The 23,488-nt window shown below is 48.8% G+C and carries 22 protein-coding genes and 1 tRNA gene; 12 read left to right on the forward strand and 11 right to left on the reverse strand.

Translation table 11 applies throughout. From position 1 onward, the window contains the following. Positions 1-31: 31 nt before the first annotated feature. A complete protein-coding gene (locus tag CFX1CAM_RS09410; protein ID WP_087862783.1) occupies positions 32-367 on the reverse strand; it encodes an STAS domain-containing protein in 336 nt (111 codons plus the stop codon). Between the two features lie 163 nt (positions 368-530). On the opposite strand from CFX1CAM_RS09410, the gene miaB reads away from it, so the two are divergent. Then, entirely contained in the window at positions 531-1,847 is a 1,317-nt protein-coding gene (gene miaB / locus CFX1CAM_RS09415; protein ID WP_087862784.1) for a tRNA (N6-isopentenyl adenosine(37)-C2)-methylthiotransferase MiaB, read from the forward strand. 61 nt (positions 1,848-1,908) lie between these two features. On the opposite strand, the gene CFX1CAM_RS09420 is transcribed toward miaB, so the two are convergent. The 4 genes from CFX1CAM_RS09420 to CFX1CAM_RS09435 all read right to left on the reverse strand — a co-directional run bounded on the left by CFX1CAM_RS09420 (position 1,909) and on the right by CFX1CAM_RS09435 (position 5,335). Next, a complete protein-coding gene (locus CFX1CAM_RS09420) occupies positions 1,909-2,601 on the reverse strand; it encodes an endonuclease III domain-containing protein (protein ID WP_087862785.1) in 693 nt (230 codons plus the stop codon). After that, positions 2,598-3,659: an asparaginase gene (locus CFX1CAM_RS09425; RefSeq protein WP_157891830.1), complete on the reverse strand. Its 1,062-nt coding sequence runs from the start codon at positions 3,657-3,659 to the stop codon at positions 2,598-2,600. Before CFX1CAM_RS09425 ends, CFX1CAM_RS09420 begins: the two co-directional genes overlap by 4 nt. After that, positions 3,646-4,512, reverse strand: coding sequence for an MBL fold metallo-hydrolase (locus tag CFX1CAM_RS09430; protein WP_087862787.1), 867 nt, complete (start codon positions 4,510-4,512; stop codon positions 3,646-3,648). The genes CFX1CAM_RS09425 and CFX1CAM_RS09430 overlap by 14 nt, the downstream gene beginning before the upstream one ends. A gap of 88 nt (positions 4,513-4,600) precedes the next feature. After that, complete coding sequence (locus CFX1CAM_RS09435; protein ID WP_087862788.1) at positions 4,601-5,335, reverse strand: M23 family metallopeptidase; 735 nt, start codon at positions 5,333-5,335, stop codon at positions 4,601-4,603. A gap of 146 nt (positions 5,336-5,481) precedes the next feature. On the opposite strand from CFX1CAM_RS09435, the gene CFX1CAM_RS09440 reads away from it, so the two are divergent. From CFX1CAM_RS09440 to CFX1CAM_RS09450, 3 genes are all read left to right on the forward strand, one after another. Beyond that, entirely contained in the window at positions 5,482-5,898 is a 417-nt protein-coding gene (locus CFX1CAM_RS09440; RefSeq protein ID WP_157891831.1) for an Hsp20/alpha crystallin family protein, read from the forward strand. A gap of 529 nt (positions 5,899-6,427) precedes the next feature. Further along, entirely contained in the window at positions 6,428-7,447 is a 1,020-nt protein-coding gene (locus CFX1CAM_RS09445; RefSeq protein ID WP_087862790.1) for a hypothetical protein, read from the forward strand. Between the two features lie 102 nt (positions 7,448-7,549). Next, the gene (locus tag CFX1CAM_RS09450; RefSeq protein ID WP_087862791.1) at positions 7,550-7,930 is read left to right on the forward strand and encodes a hypothetical protein; all 381 of its coding nucleotides are present in this window, start codon (positions 7,550-7,552) and stop codon (positions 7,928-7,930) included. 204 nt (positions 7,931-8,134) lie between these two features. Here the strand turns inward: CFX1CAM_RS09450 and CFX1CAM_RS09455 are convergent. From CFX1CAM_RS09455 to rho, 3 genes are all read right to left on the reverse strand, one after another. Continuing rightward, positions 8,135-8,208, reverse strand: a tRNA-Arg gene (locus tag CFX1CAM_RS09455). A 31-nt stretch (positions 8,209-8,239) separates the two neighbouring features. After that, a complete protein-coding gene (locus CFX1CAM_RS09460) occupies positions 8,240-9,331 on the reverse strand; it encodes a peptidoglycan DD-metalloendopeptidase family protein (RefSeq protein ID WP_087862792.1) in 1,092 nt (363 codons plus the stop codon). A 20-nt stretch (positions 9,332-9,351) separates the two neighbouring features. Further along, complete coding sequence (gene rho, locus CFX1CAM_RS09465; RefSeq protein ID WP_087862793.1) at positions 9,352-10,626, reverse strand: transcription termination factor Rho; 1,275 nt, start codon at positions 10,624-10,626, stop codon at positions 9,352-9,354. 547 nt (positions 10,627-11,173) lie between these two features. On the opposite strand from rho, the gene CFX1CAM_RS09470 reads away from it, so the two are divergent. From CFX1CAM_RS09470 to CFX1CAM_RS09505, 8 genes are all read left to right on the forward strand, one after another. Further along, on the forward strand, positions 11,174-13,456 hold the full coding sequence (locus tag CFX1CAM_RS09470; protein WP_087862794.1) for a DNA translocase FtsK: 2,283 nt from the start codon (positions 11,174-11,176) through the stop codon (positions 13,454-13,456). A 167-nt stretch (positions 13,457-13,623) separates the two neighbouring features. Then, entirely contained in the window at positions 13,624-15,087 is a 1,464-nt protein-coding gene (locus CFX1CAM_RS09475) for a 30S ribosomal protein S1 (RefSeq protein WP_087862795.1), read from the forward strand. 61 nt (positions 15,088-15,148) lie between these two features. Next, the gene (locus tag CFX1CAM_RS09480) at positions 15,149-16,249 is read left to right on the forward strand and encodes a dipeptidase (RefSeq protein WP_087862796.1); all 1,101 of its coding nucleotides are present in this window, start codon (positions 15,149-15,151) and stop codon (positions 16,247-16,249) included. Beyond that, positions 16,246-16,824, forward strand: coding sequence for a hypothetical protein (locus CFX1CAM_RS09485; RefSeq protein ID WP_087862797.1), 579 nt, complete (start codon positions 16,246-16,248; stop codon positions 16,822-16,824). The genes CFX1CAM_RS09480 and CFX1CAM_RS09485 overlap by 4 nt, the downstream gene beginning before the upstream one ends. A 318-nt stretch (positions 16,825-17,142) precedes the next feature. Then, positions 17,143-18,423: a M16 family metallopeptidase gene (locus CFX1CAM_RS09490; RefSeq protein WP_087862798.1), complete on the forward strand. Its 1,281-nt coding sequence runs from the start codon at positions 17,143-17,145 to the stop codon at positions 18,421-18,423. Positions 18,424-18,426: 3 nt separating this feature from the next. Continuing rightward, positions 18,427-19,719, forward strand: coding sequence for a M16 family metallopeptidase (locus tag CFX1CAM_RS09495; protein WP_087862799.1), 1,293 nt, complete (start codon positions 18,427-18,429; stop codon positions 19,717-19,719). A gap of 11 nt (positions 19,720-19,730) precedes the next feature. Next, positions 19,731-20,099 (forward strand): holo-ACP synthase, encoded by a 369-nt coding sequence (acpS, locus tag CFX1CAM_RS09500; RefSeq protein ID WP_087862800.1) that lies wholly within the window; start codon positions 19,731-19,733, stop codon positions 20,097-20,099. Between the two features lie 61 nt (positions 20,100-20,160). Further along, positions 20,161-20,811 carry a metallophosphoesterase family protein gene (locus CFX1CAM_RS09505; RefSeq protein ID WP_087862801.1) on the forward strand — a complete coding sequence of 217 codons (651 nt, stop codon included), beginning with the start codon at positions 20,161-20,163 and terminating at the stop codon, positions 20,809-20,811. Here CFX1CAM_RS09505 and CFX1CAM_RS09510 read toward each other — a convergent pair. The 3 genes from CFX1CAM_RS09510 to CFX1CAM_RS09520 all read right to left on the reverse strand — a co-directional run bounded on the left by CFX1CAM_RS09510 (position 20,803) and on the right by CFX1CAM_RS09520 (position 23,476). Beyond that, a complete protein-coding gene (locus CFX1CAM_RS09510; protein WP_087862802.1) occupies positions 20,803-21,069 on the reverse strand; it encodes a hypothetical protein in 267 nt (88 codons plus the stop codon). The two genes, CFX1CAM_RS09505 and CFX1CAM_RS09510, sit on opposite strands and share 9 nt — an antisense overlap. Positions 21,070-21,085: 16 nt before the next feature. Beyond that, positions 21,086-21,919 (reverse strand): hypothetical protein, encoded by an 834-nt coding sequence (locus CFX1CAM_RS09515; protein WP_087862803.1) that lies wholly within the window; start codon positions 21,917-21,919, stop codon positions 21,086-21,088. Positions 21,920-22,180: 261 nt separating this feature from the next. Further along, positions 22,181-23,476, reverse strand: coding sequence for an alkaline phosphatase family protein (locus CFX1CAM_RS09520; protein WP_087862804.1), 1,296 nt, complete (start codon positions 23,474-23,476; stop codon positions 22,181-22,183). Between the last annotated feature and the right edge of the window lie 12 nt (positions 23,477-23,488).

Here is a 23,488-nt window from a genome sequence, read left to right on the forward strand (position 1 = left end):
TGACAGATTTTTTGTCTTAGCGGAGCTAGGATTAGACCGAGCCAACAGCATCGATCAGATTGTCATAAACCGTAAAATGCGGCGCAATCCCAACCAGGTCCATTGATTCATGGATGCGTTCATCCATGTTCACCAGGATCAATTCACCACGATTATTCTTTTTGACTTCCTTCTGAACCCGAATCAATGCCCACCACCCGGCACTGGAAACAAAGCTCACGTCTTGCATATCAATGATGATATTGTATTGACCCTTTTCAATTAATTGGTTCAAGGCTTCCTCAAGCTCAGGCGCTGTATAACTATCGACACGTCCGCTGGTTGTCAATACGGTACTGCGTTTGTATTCAGTAATTTTAAAATCCATTTTTTCTCCATTTAACTCGAGGATTATGTCTTGGATCCAATTATAACCGATATCTGCTTGCTGACAATAATTTTCAGCAATGATCCGGCTGAGCTTATTTCTGCATAAGCACAACACCGCAGTCTTCTTGGTGCATTGATTCTCTTGGGTATAATAACGGACTATGAAATATCATATTTGGACAGAAGGCTGCCAGATGAATGTGGCAGATTCACACCGGCTGGCTTCTGCACTGGAAAAGATGGGATATGAACCCACCCGCCAACCGCACCACGCCGATGTCATCGTGTTAAATACCTGTGTGGTTCGCCAGAGCGCTGAGGATAAAGCCATCGGACGGCTCAGCTCTTTGCGCCCTTTAAAAGATCGCAATCCAAACCTGGTGGTTAACCTGATGGGCTGCCTGATTGGCGTACGTGGCAACCAGAAGATCCTGGAGCGCTTCCCCTGGGTGGACGTTGTTTCACCACCTTCGGACCCAGAACCGCTGATACGCTACCTGGTTGAGCGCTCCGCCAAACAAACCAGCCAAATCAACCAGGCCCAAATCAACGCCCTTCTCGACGGGGATATCATCCTCCCCAAAGCAGATCAGGGCAGGCTGGTTTCGGCGTTTATTCCTATTGTTTATGGATGTTCCCACGCCTGTACCTATTGCATCATCCCGTCTAAACGTGGTATCGAACATTCTCGCCCCTATGACGAGATCCTCAATGAGGTCAACAGTTTTGCCCGGCAGGGAGTCAAGGAAGTCACACTTTTAGGGCAAATCGTGGATCGGTATGGCCTCGACCTGCCAGAGCCCACCACGCTCTCCGCCTTATTGCACGACCTGCATAAGATCGAAGGCATCAAGCGCATTCGTTTTCTGACCTCACACCCCAATTGGATGACCGATGAATTGTTAGAGGCTGTGCAGACCCTGCCCAAGGTTTGCCCGCACATTGAAGTGCCAATCCAATCCGGGGATGATGTGATCCTGAAAGCCATGCGGCGCGGTTATACCGTCAACGCTTACCGCGACCTGATCGCCAGGATTCGCCAGCGCATCCCCGATGTTGCCATTGCTACCGATATCATTGTTGGTTTTCCCGGCGAGACCCCTGAGCAATTCGACAATACCTATGCCCTGCTGGCGGATCTGCGCATGGATGTGGCGCACCTGGCACGCTATTCACCTCGCGACGGCACCTTTTCTGCCCGCAAGCTCGTGGATGATGTGTCTGATGCCGAAAAAACGCGCCGCTTTCGCAAACTCGAGGAATTACAAGAGGAAATCGCCAGTGAAATTAACGCCCGCTTGCTGGGGAAAACGGTGAATGTGCTCTTTGAAGCTCAAAAGCGCGGGCGCTGGCGCGGCCGCACGCCCACCAATAAATTGGTTTTTGTGGATAGCCCGCATGACTTGCTGGGTCAGGAAAGATCCGTCACAATCGAATGGACAGGCCCCTGGTCGCTAATCGGAACCCTTACATCATAAGCTCGATTGTCGACTGAAAATTCAAATTGTCGCTTGAGTGATTGCCGGTGCGTCACCCGCCTTAATCCGGGGTCATATTTTTATTATCAAATTCACACAGGTCTTGAATCGGGCAGCGATAACAATGCCACTTGCGCGCACCACACACCTCACGCCCCAAACGGATCAGATTCAAGTGCAAATCGTAATACGCTTCTTCTGGGATGCGCTCTTCAAGATAAGGATGGGCTTTTTCCACACTCATTTTTGATGGTCGCAACCCGATCCTCCCGGTCACGCGGTAAATATGCGTATCAACCGGGAAGGCTGGAATCCCCATGGCGAATTGCAGGACGATGGCTGCGGTTTTAGGACCAACCCCATTAAGTGAAATTAACCATTCCCGGGCTTCGTCTCTGGACATTGCATGTAAAAATTCAAGGTTAATCTCGCCATGATTGTGTTCTGCAATAACATGCAATGCATTCTGAATACAGGGTCCTTTTTGATTAGCCAGCCCAGCCGGTCGGATCGCGTCAATAACATCTTCCGTTTTGGCAGCCATCACGGATTGCCAGTCCGGGAAGGCTGCTTTTAATGCAAAAAAGGCAACATCCCGGTTGGTGTCATTGGTGTTCTGAGACAAAATTGTCGAAACCAGCTCGTCAATAGCGGGCAGAGGCTCACGCCATTCCGGCGCTCCGAAGGCATCAATCAATGCCGCCCTGATCTGGCTGACCCAGCTTTGATATTCCTCTAAAGTTTTCTCCATCATGTCCACATTTTTCCAAAATCAGGATACGAAAACACGGAACGCACCTCACCGATCTGAATGTCGCGCCAGTTTTTAATCGGGATATTGCCATAGGCGCCCAGATTTTCGATCTCTGTTTGGCTCAGAACGCCCATCGCTTTCAGCAGCGTCAGGGCTACCGATGAACGCCCTCGGCTGCGATTATCACCATCCGAGATCTTGATCGCAATCCCAATCCCCGGCGCTTCTTCGGCGATTACACCCGGCATAACGCCAATAATTTGGTAACCCTCTGCGCCGCCCTTCGCGAACAGCTTTCCAGCCCCAACCGACATCAAATTGGTGTCAAATAGATCCGGGCCGGCAATCATCAGTGGATTGGCGATCATGGCAGAAGTGATTGTTCGACAGGCTTGTGCCCGGCTTTCTTCCATCCCCGCTGGCTCAGCCAGGCTGGCAACCGCCTGTGCCATATTCAGCATGGGCACACCATACACTGGCGCCGAACAGCCATCGATCCCCAGGGGCATTTGCCCTGGATCCATCCCCAGCATCTCGCCCAGCGTCTCTCTGATGTCCACCTGTACCGGATGTGCCGGATCAAGGTAGTCCGTCAGTGGGTAACCCTTCAGGCGGGCGTAAGCCAGCATGCCGGTGTGCTTGCCGGAACAATTGTGGTTCAACGCAGTCGGCTGTTTCCCTGCCAGTTTCATCTCATCACGCGTGGCTGGGTCGTAAGGCCAGTGAACGCCACACGCCAGGTCGGCTTCGGTGATCCCAATTTTTTGATGCATCTTCGTCAATACTGACGTGTGTTGATGTGTCCCCGCGTGGGATGCACACATGATGGCAACTTCTTCACTGGTAAAATCAAATGCTTCCGCACCGCCCTCCTCGACAAACCGTAATGCCTGAAGGGGCTTCAATGAGCTGCGAGGGAAAGTCATCAAATTCGGATCACCCGCATGAGCCAGCAAACGCCCCTTGCTATTCACCACGCAAAATGCGCCGTAATGGATTGATTCCACAATATCACCCCTGGTCGCTTCAACCAGTGGTACATAATTAAGCGCCTGCACGACCGTCTCCTTTACCCTGATCTGTTTTAATACGTTTTATCAATTGGTTCAACTCGCCGGTCAACCGTTTTTGGTATTCTTCTTTTAGATGGCTATCAACATTGAAGAATTTTAATAACTTGATGGATTCCTGTTCAATTCTTCTTTCAGGGTCATCTATCATCAGCAACTCGCTCACAACGCTCTTCAGGCTCTGAAGGAATTTAATCATGTTTTCCACAGATTTCTGAGAAACAATCCCGTCCCGACCGCTGATCATGAGATGATATTTAAAGAAATCCGAACTTAACCACATCAGTTCTTCAATCCAACGGTCAATTGAGCACCATGATAGAAAAGGCGGTTGATTGACCACCACACTGTCTCCAACAAAAATCACCTTTTCTGTATCGTATTTCACCCAGCTAGCAGCCAAATGTGCTCCAGGCTGGTGTGACACAACGACAGGCTGTTCACCCCAATACAGGTTCACCTGCCTGGAATAACTTAAATCCGGCAAGGACCAGCGCGTGGTCTGGGGCGCGTCATGCGGATCAGGTTCCGGTTCAGATAACTTTTCTAACGGGCGGTTAACAATCGGCAGGTTATGAATAATTTCAAGGGCATTTTCTTGCACCAGGACCGGTGCGTCAAGCAGCGGCGCGTTCATCAAGCGATCCGGATGGGTGTCCAGCAAAACAATGACTTGCGCAGCCCCCAAACCCAGGTTAACCAGTTTCTGCTGCCAGGTCTTCCGCTCATCAGCCTTGCTCGGACTGTCAATGATTAGCAGCCCGCGTGGCAATTTCAACGCTGCAGTGACAATACCTGTGAAACTCTGTTCGATAAATACTTGGTTGGCGATTTCCTCCATAACGTTTTCATCCCTTTGTTAAAAATCTTACTAAAATAGTACTTGCATTATACGATTAAACAACCAGCCTGAATTTTGTTCTATATCACTATTCGCTCTCACAAACCGGTATATCTGCCTCGTTCTTGCCAGCATTGAGCCTTAGCCCAAAATATGGGGCTGGGTCCAGGGTGTTTTCGATCTTCAGTTCATTCATAAACCTTCCCTGACCGTCGTCCTTCACAATGGAAAAGTGCAAATGAACGCCGGTTGGCTTGCCTACCGTCCCTGAGTAATTTCCCTGATATCCCAGAAGCGTGCCTGCCGAAACTTCGATCTCGGTGCTGCCCGGGGGAAAGGCGTCAACAATCAAAGATCGACCGTTTTGATCAGCCATATGGGTGTAATAGGTCCAAATTTGGCGCTCAGGCTGCAGAGGATCAGAGGGAATGCGAATAATCACCGTCGAAGTCCATTTCGGCAGACGGCTGAGAAAACCGTCATAAGCGGCGTAAACCGGTGTTTCACCAGCAGCGGTTCCTCCGAAGATATCAATGCCCTGGTGACGGTGACCGGGTCGAAAAGAATCCCCCCATAAAAATCCAATCATTCCGGATGTTGGCATGATAAAAGGCGCTTCACCACAGCGGGTCAATGCAGGGATGACCGCTTCCTGATGCGCGCTGGGGTTTCGCAAAAATTCAAATACTGCGCGGTTACGCGAAGTATATGAAAAATATGCACGGTAAAGAAGGTAAATTCCTGAAACTATTCCAGCCAGTGCAACCGACATTAAAACCAATAACCACTTTCGATGCATCATTTTGTGAATAAAACGGGACATGACACCATTCTATCAAAAATCCTGCACCCCAACCATCAGACGTAACAATTCTTATAGTTTTCCAATTCTTTTCCGACACGCTGTTAATACTTCCACAATAAGATAAGAGATAAGAAATAAAAACCAATTAACAAATGGAGGATGACATGACCCTGTATATCAACCCTGGTAGGCGATCTTTGCGAAGGCGAATGATGGAAGAAATGATGCGCGATTGGGATGAAGACTACTCACCCAACCTGACTTTCCCCATTGATGTGATAGCCGACAAGGATTCCTTTACCATTAAAGCACTTCTACCTGGCGTTCAACCGGATGACCTTGAGATCAACATTGTAAATGAACTTGTCACCATTTCTGGCGAATTGAAGGTAAACCGTGAAGAAAGCGAAAACTATCTGCTGGCGGAATGCCCCAGCGGGAGGTTCCACCGGGTATTGACCCTGCCCACTCCGCTTGATTCATCAAAGGTGCAGGCTGAGCTTGAAAACGGCATTTTAACCGTGGTTGTGCCCAAGGCAGAGGAAGCCAAACCGCGCACGATCAAAGTCACCCAGAAATAAATCTGAATGATTATCAATCACCGCCTCGTTATTGAGGCGGTGATTGATATGGTTTAAAGGTGATACCATCTTCCTGCCGTGTTTAATAAAAACGGGGAGACAAAGCCTTTTGAGGTTTAAAACTCAGCGCGTGAGGAGAGAAATATGCGCATGTTCAACTTTTTGATTACATTCAGCCCATTTTAATCGAGATCATGAAAAACACTTTGACGCCCTCCCTGGTGATGATCGCAGGTTATTTGTATTTGTGGATTAAATCTCGTATAATTAGAAAAAGTGATCATCACTTCACATATCTTTGTTCTGTGCAAGCAGGGCGATGGAAAACATGGGAGTGCCGGTTTGTTTTCACAAAAGAACCTCGTTCACCAGGATTTTCCTTTGTGTGAGCAAACCGGCAGGACGAGACACTTTCATCGATTGGCTGAATCACACACCAAGCGAGGAAGCGATTAACCACCACAAAAGAAAAGGATTATTGATCTTCAATTAACTCAACGAGAACCAAGTCAAATCAAGAGGTGACCCAATGAAAAAACTCTCCCTAACCATTATATTTGTGCTTATCATGGCACTCGCGTTTGTGAACACAAACGTTTCCGCCGCGAAGATACCCACCATTTCGATCGTTTCTGTTGAAGCGGATAAAACTGTTACGATTCAAACCCACAACTTTCCGGCAAACCGATCATTCCTGGTTTTAATGGGGAAAATCGGGACTCGCGGCGTTGGTGGTATTAACGTTACCACCATCTCCTCCGGCACGGGCGGTTCCTTCAGTCAAACTTTTGACATACCGGCAGCATTGAAGGGTGATTACCAGATTGCCATCCGCCTACAAACCCCTGACGGCTATTTCTATGCTTACAATTGGTTTTTTAACAACACCAGTGCAACTCCGCCAGCCGGCGGCGGCACGCCAGGCGGTTATAAAGGCATCCCAACCTTTTCAATCACCGGCGTTGAAAAGGATGATACCGTCACCATCCGCACCAACAACTTCCCCGCCAACTACGATTTCAAAGTTCTGATGGGAAAAATGGGCACCAAAGGGATCGGCGGCATTCACGTGGAGACCATCTCCTCCGGTACGGGCGGCGCTTTCGATAAGACTTTTAACATTCCTGCAGCGCTAAAAGGTGATTACCGAATTGCTATCCGGCTCGAATCAACCACAGGCGGATTTTATGCCTTCAACTGGTTTTACAACAACACCACAACCGCCTCAACCACACCGCCCGTTTATAGCGGTTATACAGGCATCCCAACTTTCTCAATCACCGGCGTTGAAAAGGGCGATACCGTCACCATCCGCACCAATAATTTCCCTGCCAACTACGACTTTAAAGTTCTGATGGGAAAAATGGGCACTAAAGGGATTGGCGGCATCCACGTTGCCACGATTTCTTCTGGCGCAGGCGGTGTCTTCAATGAAACCTTCAACATTCCTGCAGCCCTCAAAGGCGATTCCATGATCGCCATCCGGCTCGAATCAACCAGTGGCGGGTTTTTCGCCTTTAACTGGTTCTTCAACAACACTTACCCCTGAGCCAGCGATCATCGAAGCGAGGTGCAGTCATTTTGATATTGGATTGAAAGGTCTGGTTTAACACCTTTTTGTGTAGTAATATGCACAAGAGGTTTATTAACAATGAACAACAAAATCACAATTATCGAAGGCCCAACTCCAAACTTTGACTCCGTCGAGACTGACTTTATTATGGGTATCAACGGATGGACCGCCGGTTTGACCGAAGGCCCTTTCCTGTACGATACCGCGCGCACAACCCTGCGCACCTTCAATGGCGAAGCGCTGATTGAACGCTGTCATAAAGCCTGGGCTCACAAACTCACCATGTACCTTGAATACCGCGATCCGATTGGTTTGAAGAAAGAAGTCCCCATCGTCGCAGCCCGAACGATTGATTCTGAGGATGGCGATCTGCTCATCTTATGGGTCAGGCAATATCCAGAAGACACCGAAGAAATGGAAGACGATCTGGATTTTGACGACGTCGACAGCGATTGGTAAACAGATCTGATCACTTACAAGAAAACAAAGGCGATCAAACTTCTGATCGCCTTTGTTGATTCAATTTTCTTTTATCAACCTTCTCGTTTGCTGTGTACCTCAATTCGCCAATTTCAGGCTCTGACAAAAACAACACGAAAGAACATGCGGGCTGACTTCTTCTAATTCGTCAGTAAAACACACTCAGGGATATTAAATAATTAATACTCCAGGAGGGACTCGAACCCCCAACCTAGGCGTTAGGAGTGCCTTGCTCTATCCATTTGAGCTACTGGAGCAAACTTAATTGTGGACTGATTGTATCACAAATCAGGGTAAGACGGTCCACGGGTTGATAAACCCGCCCAGATACCTGACCTCAAAATGCAGGTGTGGACCGGTTGAATTGCCCGTTGAACCCGCATATCCGATGACCGCTCCCTGCCCTACATTTGATCCACAAGATACGTTGATCGCACTCAGGTGGGCGTACAGGGTGTGGTACCCGTTCATGTGATCAATCATCACCACATTGCCATAGCCATTGCTGTTCCAACCAGCAAAAACCACTACGCCAGCATCAGAAGCGTAAATGGGTGCGCCTGTTGCTGTCGCAATATCAATGGCGAGATGACCCGACCAAAAGTCATTTCCGGAAAGATAGTGATTGTCAGCAGGCCAAATAAACCAGCCGCCCCCGTAATAATGGGGTGAAGAGATCACACAGCCTTCGGGGAGGGATGCCGTCCCAGATCGACCAACAGCATAAGTAGGCACCACCCATTGTTGAAATTCACGTTGACCGCCCGGGATCATCACCATTGTGCCCGGTTCAATCTCCGGGTTGGTCAGATCCAATTTGTTTCCGGCCCAATTTAAGATATCATCGGCTGTAGCTTTAAACTCTGCAGCAACAGCATCCAGTGTATCACCCTCTTTCCACTCATACATGATGCCATTGGTGGGCGGAATAAGCAATACCTGTCCAATCCTCAACGTGTGGGGATCATCACGCAACACCGCATAGTTGGACCACAACAACGTTTCCGGAGAGATATTAAATTTCTGGGCAATGCTAAAAACAGCATCACCCGATAAAACCTCGTAATCAACCGAATGACTGCGTGGCCGCGTGGGGGCAATGGTGTAGGCGACTGGAATCCGCATCACTGAGGGATCATCAAGCAAAAACTCAAAATAGGGTAAATTCGCCGAGGTCTCTCCAAGCAAAACCTCGAATGCGTCAGGCGCCAGAGCTTGCGTCCCACCGTTGTGATCAGCGATTTCTTGGGCTAAGATGGGTTGCCAGTAAAGCACGGAAAACAAAACACCCACCAGGATAAACGTCACCAACCAGGACAGCCATTTATGCCAGCGTTTCATGGGTGGCTGGTTTGTTTTTTCTTCAGGTTGAACAGACAAAATACATCACCTCGAAGAAATTATACTTCATCCGTAAGCGTTTCGAGGAATTCAAGGTTATTCTTTGTCCGGCTCAATTGTTGAAGAACAGCCTCAGTTGCCACAGCCGGGTCTAAACCTGCGCCTTGGGGTGCATTTCCAATCATTTGTAGATACATCCGCCGCATCAGCCAGACAAGCTTGAGAATGTCGGGACCCAACAGCAGATCCTCTCTGCGGGTTGATGACCGTTCAATATCAATCGCCGGGAAGGTGCGCCGTTCCTGCAATCGGCGTGAGAGGTGCAATTCCATATTGCCGGTTCCTTTAAATTCTTCAAAGACCACATCATCCAGCCGAGAGCCGGTATCAACCAGCGCTGTGGCAATGATGGTCAATGAGCCGCCTTCTTCCAGGTTCCGGGCAGCGCCAAAGAAACGCTTGGGCGGATAGAGCGCCGAGGGATCCAAACCACCAGAGAGCGTCCGACCGGAAGGGTTGACCACCAGGTTATATGCCCGCGCAAGTCTGGTCAGCGAGTCCATCAAGATCACAACATCGTGCCCGGATTCCACCAGCCGTTTTGATCTTTCCAATGCGATCTCAGCCATGCGCACATGCGCCGACACCGGCTCATCAAAGGTCGAAGCCACAACTTCAGCTTCAACCGAACGATCCATATCCGTCACTTCTTCTGGGCGCTCACCAATCAACGACATAATTTGCCTGACTTCAGGGTGATTGTGGAAAATGGCGTTGGCAATTTCTTTCAAAATGGTTGTTTTCCCTGCCTTCGGTGGGGAAACGATCATCGCGCGTTGCCCGCCTCCAATTGGCGCAACCATGTTGATGATCCGGGTCGAAAGCACTTTAGGGTCATATTCTAAATCAAAACGTTTATCTGGAAAGATTGGCGTCAGGCTTTCAAATTTGGGCCGATTGCGGGCTTCTTCCGGGGTCATGCCGTTAACAAATTCAACCTTTAATAAGCCATAGTGCCGTTCTGATTCCCGCGGCGGTCGAACATGACCGATCACCATATCACCAGAACGTAATTCATAACGCCTCAATTGCGCCTGAGAGACATAGACGTCCTCAGCCCCGATTCGGTAATCCTGGCGTAAAAAGCCAATACCCTCGTTCATTATTTCCAGAATGCCACCTCTGATTTCTAAACCTTCGCTCTCGCCCAGGGCGCGCGCGATATGCAGAATCAGGCTTTCTTTTTTGTGACGATGGGGTCTTTCGACGTTCAAATCTTTTGCCATTGAACGTAATTCAGATAATGATTTTTTTTCTAGTTCAAGAATGTCCATAGTTGTTATTTCTCTTCTATAGGATTGGTTTTAGAAAAAGGGTTCGCAGATGGTTTGCAGCAACAATATCCACTGCGACAAATTTAGAGGTAAATAAGAAGCATAAAAAAATTTTAAAAGTATTTGTACAATTGTTTTTAGGCACGTGATAATCCCATGTGCTGCCCTAAAAACGTGGTCTTGACCTGGCCATTGTTGGCCTCTATGAATGATAAGGGCAAGCGGGATGATTGTTTTCGGTGAACTGCTGAATTTTTTCTTACTTTACTGAAACGACTGTCTTATCAATGGATAACAAACTTATTATAGCAGATATTAATTCCCTTGCAAGTATTTTAAAATTCTTTTCCAAAAGGTGTGGCGTTTTTCTATCCTTCATCATACTAGAAATTTTCTAATCGTCAAGCGCTGAAAAATCCATTTATAAAAAGAAATCCAGTTCAATAAATGATGAGAAAACCGTCTCAACTTCCTGCATGTGTTACTCACAAATTGCTATGCTATAATCCAATTTAACACCAACCTAAAAACTATTCAGGAGACCCGCATGGCACGTCGGTCAACAAAAACTTCCACAGCCACGCAGAGCAGAAAATCAAAGCCAAAAGCAAAACCGGGATCAAAACCAAAACAAAAATCAAAAGCAAAATCTCAGGAACACCTTCTCTCCGGAATCTCACGCCAGAAACGTGTTGATATTATTGCAATCCTGCTGCTATTGATCGGAGCCTTAACCCTGATCAGCCTCTTTACTCAAAGCAGCGGTCGATTAACAGCCTGGTGTGTGCAATCCCTTTCTATACTCATCGGCTGGGGTGTTTATATCTTTCCCCTGGTGTTGATGCTCTTCGGCGCCTGGATACTCCTCAGAAACCATCAGCGTTTTCCAAAATTATCCTTTGTACGCATTATTGGAATAATTCTGATTACCATTAATTTAACCGCCTGGTTCCATCTAATGATTGATGGTAGCTTTTCAGATGCTCGGCTGGGAAACGGCGGCGGTTACCTTGGTGCAGCAATCAAAATCGGGTTTATCCGCTTGCTGGGCAAACCAGGCACGATCATTGCCCTGATTGCCTGGCTTCTGATTAGCTTGATCATCACCCTCGACCTAACTATGGCGAACATTATTAAGTGGCTCGGGAGTTTGCTGAACACGGTGGGTAAAAGCATCGCTCGGGTTGCCGACAACATCAAAGCCCATCTTCAGAATCGTTGGAGAGCCCGCAAGCAATTAAAACAAGCTGAAACTCACCGCGTCAGCCCTGCTGGAAACCAGGAACACCCCCCACATTCCGCCATGCCTGCGGGTACAACTACCGTTACTCTCCAGAAAACTCCAGAAGCCCTGCCGAAAGAACCGGTGTGGGTCCTCCCAAACCCTGAAGAGATCCTTGATCCAGCCATTACACCTCCGGATGATACTGAAAATGACCTCCACCGGGCGCGGGTCATTGAGGAGACTTTACGCTCGTTTGGTGCCCCGGGTCATGTGGTAGAAATCAAGCGCGGACCCTCGGTAACATTGTTTGGCGTTGAACCGGATTTTATCGCCTCCCGCAATGCTAAAACAAGGGTGCGCGTGTCAAAAATCACTGCACTGTCCGATGATCTTGCATTAGCTTTAGCCGCATCGCGGATTCGCATTCAAGCGCCGGTGCCTGGCAAAGGCTATATTGGCATCGAAGTCCCTAACCAGCATATTTCAATCGTGTCCCTGCAGGAGGTGCTCCTGAGCCCAACTTATCAGCAATTGAATTCTCCAATAAAAATTGCCCTTGGCAAAGATGTTTCCGGCAACGCGGTAGCAACCGACCTGACGGCTTTACCCCACCTGTTAATTGCCGGTACAACAAATTCCGGAAAATCTGTTTGTATCAATGCCATCCTGTCTTGTTTGTTGCTGAATAAAACCCCGGATCAATTACGTTTGGTGCTGATTGACACGAAGCGCGTGGAATTGGGCGGATACTACAGCATACCGCATTTATTGTCTCCCGTCGTTGTTGATGCTGCACATGTCGTCGGTGTCCTACAGTGGATGATGCGCGAAATGGATATTCGCTATCGCAAGTTTTCTGACATCGGAGCGCGCAATATCAGCGAATTCAATCGATTTTGTGTAAAGAACAACACAAAAGAATTGCCCTACCTTCTGGTCGTGATCGACGAACTCTCCGACCTGATGATGCTGGCTCCCGATGAAGCCGAGCGCGCCCTGACGAGATTGGCTCAATTAGCACGCGCTACGGGTATCCATCTGATCATCGCCACCCAACGCCCCTCAACAGACATTATTACCGGGCTGATCAAAGCGAACTTTCCAGCCCGGATTGCCTTTGCTGTTGCATCTTCCGTCGATAGCCGCGTGATCCTCGATCAACCGGGCGCTGAACGCCTTCTCGGCAGCGGGGATATGCTTTTCAAGCCACCTGATGCCCCGGCTCCCATCCGTATTCAGGGAGCCTATGTCTCAGATGACGAAATCTTCCGCCTGGTCTCCTATTGGCGCAGATTTAGCGTTTCTGAAGACGCACCCGAACGACCCGACCAGCCGGCTGCCTTTCACACCAGTGCCGGGAGCGTCCTTAAACAAACACCGCTCTGGGAAGAAATTGAACCTGACCAGGATGATAAGTATGTTCAAGCCCTGGAAATCTTGCGCTCTGAAGGATACGCTTCCATTTCATTGCTTCAGCGCAAATTACGGATTGGCTATACCCGCGCCGCCCGGCTGATCGACGAAATGGAGAAGCAGGGCATAATCGGTCCACCCGACCCAAAGACACAATTACGAGCCTTTATTAATCAGAAAAATGACAAATAAAGCATGATAATGAAAGCGAAATAGATTAATTGACAATTACCAGGGAATCGGTACAATGGTTGAACTGATTATTATTTTCCTTGTGGTTGATTAAGGTATAAGGGTTGTCAAGTGAGAAAACAGCCTTTATAATCAGTGAGAAATTTAACTCTGGAGTATTTATTTTTATGAACCAAAATGACGATAATCAAAAGACGGGGGATGAGGAAACTCAGGAAGCGCCTGAGAACAAGATGGAAGCCTTATTGGCACAAGAAGGACTGACAATCGACTTTCCAAAAAAAGGTGAAATTCGCAAGGGAACGATCGCCAGTGTCAGCGAAGGCCAGGTACTTGTTAGTGTTGGCGCTAAATCTGAGGGTATTCTTACCGGCAAAGAATTAGATGCCATCGATGAAGAAACTCGCCAGGCTTTTAAAGTCGGCGATGAGATTGATGTTTACGTCATCACGCCGGAAGACGCCAACGGTAATCTAATTCTCTCATTCACCCGCGCCCTGGAAGAAGAAAATTGGAAAATCGCAGAAGATTATTTAGAATCTGAAAAGTCATTCACATCAATAATCGAAGGCTACAACAAAGGTGGTCTCCTGGTTCCCCTGGGTTCGATCCGCGGCTTTGTACCTGCTTCTCAAATTGGGTTGGCACGCCGATTGTCCATCACCGGCAGTTCTCTCGAAGAGCGTTACGGCAGTATGGTCAACGATGTGATCGAAGTCTGTGTCATTGAAGTCGACCGTGAACGCCGCCGTCTGATCCTCTCAGAACGTGCTGCCAGCAGTGAAACCCGCGATACCATCAAGGAACGCGTGATTGAAGACTTGAAGGAAGGTGAAGTTCGCACCGGGCGCGTAACCAGCCTGGCGGATTTCGGCGCTTTTGTGAATATCAGCGGCGCTGATGGACTGGTTCACCTTTCCGAGATTTCCTGGGAGCATATCAACCATCCCAACGAGATTTTAGAGGTCGGACAGGAGATTAAAGTCAAGGTGATTAGCGTTGATCCTGATCGCAAACGGATTGGCCTCTCTATCCGGCGCCTTCAGGATGACCCCTGGGAGAAACAAATTAAAGCCTTGACTGAAGGACAGCTGGTCGAAGGTCGAATCACCCGCCTGACCAATTTTGGCGCCTTTGCCCGCCTGGTTTTCGATGGCGTTGAAGGTGACCTGGAAGGTTTGATCCATATTTCCGAAATCAGCGAGGAACGTATTGAACACCCGAAAGAACTGCTCAAAGAAGACGATGTCCTCACCTTACGAATCATCAAAATCGATGATGATACCCACCGCATCGGCTTGAGTATGCGCCGGGTTGATTCACCGGCTTATTCGGAACTTGACTGGAAAATTGCCAAAACTGAGTTTGACATGGATGAACTCAAGTATCATGACCAAGAAGAAGATTTCGATGCCGAAGCTGGTGAAGAAGAAACCCCCGAGGTAGTGGCAGAAATTCAAGACGAGGTCTCTGTCGAGGATGTGGTAGAAGAAAAAGCTGAACCCGAGGATGAGGTTGAAGTAGCTGCAGAACCTGAGGATGAGGTTGAAGAGGCTGCAGAACCTGCGGATGAAGCTGAACAAGAACCTCCCGCCGCTGAGGAAACTGAAGAAAACAGCTCCGAAGAATAAATAAATCCAGGCGCACCAGCAATCAGGTGCGCCTTATTGATCATTACCTTTAACGAAGCACATGACTCTGATCATTGATGCGCACGAAGATTTAGCCTGGAACATGGTCAATTTAGGCCGTGACTATACGCGGTCAGCTTTTGAAATCCGACAGGACGAAGAAAATTCGCCCATTCCCGCGTATAACGGCAACACGTTGCTGGGTTGGCCGCAGTATCAACAAGCCAACCTGACCATCATATTCGGTACGCTCTTTTGCACCCCGCGCCGACGTGATAATGGGAAATACAAAATCCAGGTCTACGAAACCCCGCAGGAAGCCCATCAGTGTTACCGCCAAAACCTGGATGCGTATTTTGAACTGGCAGAGCAGCATCCACAGAAATTTCAGCTCTTATTCAGCCAGGTTGACGTGAACGCGCATCTTGAAAGATGGCAAGCTCACCAGGCGGAAGAACAAACACCTCCTCCACCCGTTGGTATCGTCATTTTGATGGAGGGCGCCGATGGGATTCAGACACCAGAAGAGGTTGAACAATGGTTTGATTGGGGCGTGCGGCTCATTGGACCTGCCTGGGCAGGAACCCGTTATTGTGGCGGCACTCTTGAACCCGGTCCACTAACCAAAGCGGGCTATTCGCTTCTCGACCATATGGCGGATCGGGGTTTGATTTTAGATATCAGCCATATGGACCATTTATCAGCCCGGCAAGCCTTAGACCACTATGCCGGACAGGTCATCGCATCCCACGCCAACGCTGAATCTCTGATCAGCGGCATCACGGTCAACCGTCACCTGAAAGAAGAAACCATCCTTCAATTGATTGAACGCGAGGGCGTCATGGGGCTTGTGCCGTTAATTTCTTTCCTGGATTGGAACTGGCGGGATCATGGTGGTCGCCAGGCAATCGGTTTAGAGAAATACATCGCTCAAATTGATCATGTATGCCAGCTTGCCGGCAATGCCCGGCATGTCGCCATTGGCACCGATTTTGACGGCGGATTTGGTGTGGAAGCCGTGCCCCACGAAATCGACACGATTGCAGATCTGCCCAAACTAATCCCGCTGTTGGAGGAAAAAGGTTACAATCAAAGCGATATTGATTGTATTATGCACGGAAATTGGCTCAGAATATTAACAAACAACCTGCCGACCTCATGACACACCCCGAAAAACAGCCACACATAGAACCCTTACAGGGGAGAACACCCGATCCTGCTGTGGATGACACCACGGATATGGTCCTCGCCTATCGAAAAAATCGCATCCGGATCGGTTTAGTCATGGCATTTGTTGGTTACCTGGTCTTTTTACTTGGTGCCCGACCAAGTATGTTTGGCTTAGACCGCAGCCCCGTAGTGGGGTTTGTCCAAATTTCAGTGTTCTTGCTGGGTTTGGCAATCATCTGCCTGGGAAGCTTCTTGACCCTGAGCGCTATTTGGCCCAAAGGGAAAAAGACGATCGCGGCAGACATCGGCTCTCGTCTGATCAGTACCGGCTATGTTGTTTGTTTCTTTTCAGGAATGGCAGATATTTTTGGGCTGGGAAGTCATCCCCTGCCCAATGTCCTTTTTGGTCCTTTACAGGCACATGGAATGGTTTTAGGGATCCTTACGATCGCGATAGGATTTTTGCTCCTCATTCGGTATCCGAGCTACCGGCTTGGAAAACATCGTGGAGAAAATTCAAGCGCTCCCCAGCCGTCCATGAATAACGAAACACCACCCCAGGATTAAACCGGATCAGACTCCCTCAACATTAAACTTTCGACGCTTTTTTAATAGCACGCACTCTCTCAGCCTGTGTTAACAAATCATGGGCTGACATGCCATATTGCCGGGAAATTCCTGTATCGCCCGCAAAAGCCCAACCAAGAAACCCCATCGGATAGCAGTGTTCCAATCGCCCCAATGAAAAAACCGCACTGAGGAAGGTTTCATGATTTTAAATTTCGCATATAATGAATGCAAACAGGCCATTTTGATTTATACAGGATGGAACAGGACCACTTCAAAAAGGAAGCAAGCACTTAACGCACCCATTGTGGACATCTTATGACAAATGCTGCGCAATTAATCACCTTAGATAACGGGCTTAAAGTTCACCTGAAAGAAATCCACACAGCCCCCATCATCAGTACCTGGATCTGGTATCGCGTTGGCTCACGTAATGAGTCCCCTGGGATCACGGGGATCTCTCATTGGGTAGAGCATATGCAATTCAAGGGCACCCAGGACTATCCCGCCGGCATCCTCGACCGTGAGATCTCCCGTGTCGGCGGTGATTGGAATGCGCTCACCCACATGGATTGGACCACCTATTTTGAGATCCTGCCCTCTCACCTTTATAACCTCAGCCTCAAGCTGGAAGCTGACCGTATGGTCAACAGCCAATTCCTTCCTGTGGAAGTCGAGCGGGAACGCACTGTGATCATCTCCGAACGAGAAGGAAACGAAAATCAGCCCCGGTTCCTGCTGGCTGAGGCAGTACAAAACGCTGCCTTTTCACAACACCCTTACAAATACGAGGTGATTGGGGTTAAAGAAGATTTGTATTCGATTTCTCGCGAGGATCTCTATCAGCATTATCGTCGTTATTATCAACCCACCAATGCGGTCCTGTCGATTGCAGGCGATTTTAATACCCATTCGTTACTGCAAAATATCAAAGAAATTTTTGGCGACATTCCCTCCGGCGATTCCGTCAGGCTGATCCTCCCACCCGAACCGGCCATTGGGCATGAAAAACAGGTGCACATCACCGGGCCGGGCGAAACCAGCTATCTCCAGATTGCCTATCGCGCGCCAAGTGCACAAAACCCGGATTTCTTTGCCCTGACTGTGCTCGACAGCCTGCTCACCGGTCCCAGCAGCCTGAATATGTTTGGCTCTGGTGGAACGAGCAATAAAACCAGCCGGCTTTATCGTGCCCTGGTTGAAGGCGAAATCACCGTATCGTGCCAGGGCGCCTTGCATGCGACCATCGACCCCTATCTCTATTCGATCAACCTGACCCTGCACCCAGATCGCACGCCAGAGGAAGTGCTTTTTGCTGTTGACCAGGAAATCAAACGCGTTCTCGATTCCCCAATCAGTAAAACTGAAATCGATCGGGCGATCAAACAAGCCAGGGCCTTATTTGCCTTCAGCAGCGAAAATATCTCTAACCAGGCTTTTTGGCTTGGTTATTCGGAAATGTTCGCCAGTTATGATTGGTTCGAGAACTATGTTAATCATCTTTCTAACGTCACCCCGGAAAGAGTTCTCCAAATTGCCCAAACCTACCTGGAACCCGACAATCGCGTGGTCGGCATCTATATCCCGGAAGGCGGATAATCCTTGATCATAAAAAATACCATATTCGACGATCATATCCATGCCCTGCCCAACCCAGAGAATACCACACGTGTGCAGCTACCCAACGGGATAACCCTGCTTACACGGCCCAATTTCAACAGTCCTACCCTATCGATCAAAGGTTATTTAAATGGAGGCTCACTATTTGATCCTGAAGACAAGCTCGGATTAAGCTACCTGACCGCCTTTGGATTAATGACCGGAACAGCCAACCATGATTTTCAGAGCCTGTATAACCAGATTGAATCCATTGGCGCCAGCTTGAGGTTTTCATCCAGCACATTAAGAACTTCATTCAGCGCACACTGCCTGAGTGAAGATCTTGACCTGATCCTGAGTTTGCTCGCGGATTGCCTTCGCTCCCCCAGTTTTCCTGAAAAAGAATTTAACCGCCAAAAAAACCAGATGCTCACAGCTTTGGCGATTCGCGCCCAAGATACCGGAGCAATGGCCAACTTGCTCTTTGATCAAATCGTATACTGCGGTCATCCCTATCAACACCCTGAAGAGGGGTACACTGAAACTGTACAGGCAATCCAGCGTGACGATCTGCCTGATTTTTACCAGCGGATTTACGGCCCGAAAGATATGGCGCTGGCCATTGTGGGCGCCGTTGAGCCACAACTTGCAGCAGATGCCGTCCAGCAATACTTTGGTGATTGGGAAAATCCCAGCCAGAATCCCTTGCCGATCATAGAGAGCATAGAACCCCTGGCAAATCCCACTGAAAAAAGGCTCAACATCCCCGGAAAGTACCAGGCGGACATCGTCATGGGTTGTCTGGCGCCGGATAGGCATTCGCCAGACTTCCACGCCCTGCGTCTTGGCAACAACATCCTCGGCGAGTTCGGTATGATGGGGCGTCTGGGTCAGCGTGTGCGCGAAGTGGCTGGCCTGGCTTACTATGTCGGTTCATCCCTGAGCATCAGCCTGGGACCGGGCGCCTGGGAGATCATCGCCGGGGTCAACCCCGAAAACATCGATCAGACCATCGCATTAATCACTGACGAAGTGGTCAATTTCGTCTCACACCCTGTGACTGAGCAAGAGCTTTCGGATAGTAAATCCTTTTTCCTTGGGCGAATGCCATTAATGCTGGATTCCAACAGCGATGTTGCTGCTTCGCTTATAAATATCGAGCGCTTCAACCTTGGTCTTGATTATTTCCTCCGTTATCCACAGCTTGTCCAGGAAATCACCCGCGAAGATATCTTTGAAGCCAGCCGCAGGTACCTTGACCCGGAGCGTTTAGCCATCGCAGTGGCAGGTCCATAGGAGGTGATGGTTTGATTTTGCACAGCGGCATTGACATCATTGAAATAGCCCGATTGGATCAGATCAACCCTGCCATTCGTGCACGGTTCATCAAGCGCGTTTACACAGCCAATGAAATCGCCCAGGCTAACGACCGCACGGATACGCTAACAGGCATTTTTGCAGCCAAGGAAGCGGTCTCAAAAGCGTTGGGCACCGGCATCGGGCGAGTCCACTGGCAGGATATTGAAGTTCTTCACCTTCCCACAGGTCAGCCCGTGGTTCATTTGCATGGGCAGGCAAAAATTGTCGCTGAGCAATTGGGCATTCATACCTGGTCGGTCAGCATCAGCCATGATCGAGATAAAGCCGTCGCCCTGGCAGTGGCTGCCAGCAGTTAAAATAATCGCCCTTCACCAAAAACAACTTCCTCTTTTTCTTTGTTGGTTATAAAATACGAACATGAATTTATTAGCCGTCAGCGATATTGAAAGCCCCCTGATTTATAGCCAAAATATCTCTAAGCGTTTTCAAGAGATTGATATCGTCATCAGTTGTGGGGACCTGTCCTATCATTACCTGGAATACATCATCAGTTCTCTGGATATCCCCCTCTATTTTGTGCGTGGCAATCATGCCAGGGAGATTGAGTATGGAAGTGGAGGCACACGTCATGCGCCATGGGGCGGAATCGACCTGCACAAAAAAGTGATCAGGAGAAAAGATTCCGGGTTAATTCTTTCAGGAATCCAGGGATGTATCCGCTATAACCTGGGCGATTATCAATACACTCAACAGGAGATGTGGTTGTTGGTCATGAAATTGGTTCCGAGCTTGCTCATGAACAAAATCCGCTTCGGGCGCTACCTGGACATTTTTGTGTCCCACGCTCCCCCCTGGGGCATCCATGATGAAAAAGATCGGGCACACCATGGGGCTAAAGCCTTTCTCTGGCTGATCAAAGTCTTTCAGCCCACATTTCATTTGCATGGGCACATCCATGTTTATTCGCCCAGCACAATAACAGAGACCATTTTCGGTAACACCACGGTTCACAATGCATTTGGTTTTCGCACGTTAACCTTTGATTTCCCACCAAAAACTTCATCCTGATTTTTCATGCGCCTGGCACGCAGCCAATTCCTCTTCTTCAGCGAAACCAATCCAAAAATGATCCGGCCTGATCATAGGATTGGATCGAATCAAGATCGAGCCAACCTGCACATCTGCATCCGTGAGCATACTGGGGTGCACAAAACACAGATTGGGCTGCTGTCGATACTTACGCTGATAATAAGCTGCTGCCTCGACGACCTTTTCATGCAGGCTTAGTTTCGGGTTATTATCAAACCAGAGCAAACCGATCTCCATTTTTTCCTCTCACCGTCTAATCTCCCAGCAGCGGCAATCGGTAGGTCCGCCATTTTGAACACGTCCACACCCGGAACATGCCCGGTTCTAACGCATCGACAGCAGAATTTTTTCGCAGCGTAAGCGTCTCGGCTACAATTTTATCGGTGATCCTGCCCACGATCCGCGTCCGAAATGGCTCTACCCAAAACCGAAATCGATCAAGCTGACCCGAATTAATTGACGCCACGACAAATATACCTGCCTGGGCGCCATACTCCAACAACCAGCGCAGATTCACCTGGGCTTCATAGCTCAGTTCTTCAACGAAGCCTAAATCATCCAGAATAAGCACAATCTGTGCGCCGGTTTTTGCCCCGTCATAACGAGTTTCTGCCAATTCCGTCAGGTTTTTAATCAAAACTTCAGCCCAGGGATCATACCAGGCGAAAATCCCCTGTAAATATTTTTTGTTTTCAGGTTTTCTTTCCCAAAACTGCCACTCACCGGGTTTGAAGGTAATTATGCCAATCTGCAGCGCGCTGGGAGGATTGAGCTTCACCGCAGATTCAGCCAATACCTGTAGGTGATGCGTCTTACCCGTGCTGCGCTCACAGCCGATTAACGCTGCGCCCATAAAGGGGTCGCCCAACTTAATTAAAAACGGTAAGCCATCAGCACATTCCCCTAATAACAACGCCGGAGAATTGCCCGGGCGAATTGAATTGAGCAATCTGCCTACAGTAGTCGCCTTGAAGGGCACTCGGAGTTTGTCCGCCCCGGGTTGACGCACCCGATTGCGTGTATTTATTGGTGGAAAAGGCTTTCGATTAACCTTTACATCGTTGACGATCATATTTACTGCACCCATTTGAGCCTCCTGGTCTTATTAACAGAACGTTTGTTCTAATTATACAGAACTTTTGTTCGATGTCAAGGGGGTAAATTGATCACAAAAAAACACAAGGCTGAGTGATTGTTCAAGACAATTCGTCATCAACAATCAGGTGGAGCTAACGCGTGAAAACCTGCACGATACGTTATAACGAATTAAAGATTGCCTTTTTTTGGCAATCCAAATACCAATTGGAAATTTAATTCAGAAAAGGTGATGACCCCCTACACTGAAAAATCAGAGAAGATTGCCCAGGGGTAGCGCAAAAAAGGGCACCAGCATCTCGCTTGCGTGTAAACCGCCGTGTCGCCCTTCCATTAAATTGGGTCGATCCGACCACCACAAGTAGGCATCTCCCCGGGTGACAACAATTAAATCTCCCAGCCGGTCAAGCACATCCTCAACATAAGGTCCCGCACCAAACAACCCGATCTCAAGCGCCTGGGCTGGCTCAATTAAATAAAAATCATTCGGCCAGGTTTTCGCAAAATAATCGCGCACCTCGCCGACCTGACCGGGTTTGATATACAAAAACGCCAACCGGTTTTCACAGGTGGGCTGCATCACCAGGTGGGAGCTTAACGCAGGATGGTTGGCCAGGTCAAACCGATCATACTGGGGTGTGGCGATCGAGCCATGATCTGCTGTAAAAATCAACAGGGTCTCTTTAGCAACCTCAGGAGATAAATTTTGGATGAACCCGCGCTCAAAAAGCGTTGAAAAAACCGAGAACTGAAGCATAACCCGGGTGTCGTTTGCATTGTAGCGGTGCATGAGCGAATCCACAGCAGAATAATAGACATAAATAAAATCCCGCATTCCGCTGTGACGATTCAGGTATTCCGCCAGGTTGACAGTAAGGTCGGCTTCGGTCAGGTAAGTCTGCAGGACAACCTCCTCCAACTGCATCAGGGACAACCCTGAATTGCCAATGGCAGCGTGAAGAAAAGCGGTTGGTCTGATGCCATAGGCACGCAGATGGGGACCCAGGGTCGGCTTATCCATAAATTCTCTTGGTACAAAACCGGCACGGTACAATCCACCGGAATCCTTTTTTGTGCTAGCGGCTGAATGCAGAATGTTATTGATCACCATGCCGAATTGTTTGACCCACATTTCATAGCCGATAATCCCGTGCGCTGCAGATCCAACGCCTGTCCACAGGGTGGTTAAGGCTGAGGCGGTTGTGCTCGGGCAAATGCTGGTGATCGGGCTGAACACACCCCGATCAAAATATCGCTCCCAAATTAATCCAGGTTCAGGTCTGATCGCGTGCTTGAACAGGTCATAACCCATTGCGTCTACCAGTAATAAGATGACTTTCTGATAGGGACCGTCGATATGTTTCAGGATCTCCGTATTTAAAGACGGCCCGCTGAACTCAGGGACACCCAGCAACCGGGTCACCGTTGCGGGCAGGTTGACCAGTGAAAGACCTTCATAATTTGGCATCACCAGGTTATCGCCATGCGGCAATCCCTGAAAGCGATGATCAATTATTCTCGGTAAAATTTGCGCTGTTAAATCTGGCATATGATCTCCTCG

It is taken from the genome of Brevefilum fermentans (assembly GCF_900184705.1).
In the GTDB taxonomy this organism is placed as follows: Bacteria; Chloroflexota; Anaerolineae; order Anaerolineales; family Anaerolineaceae; genus Brevifilum; species Brevifilum fermentans.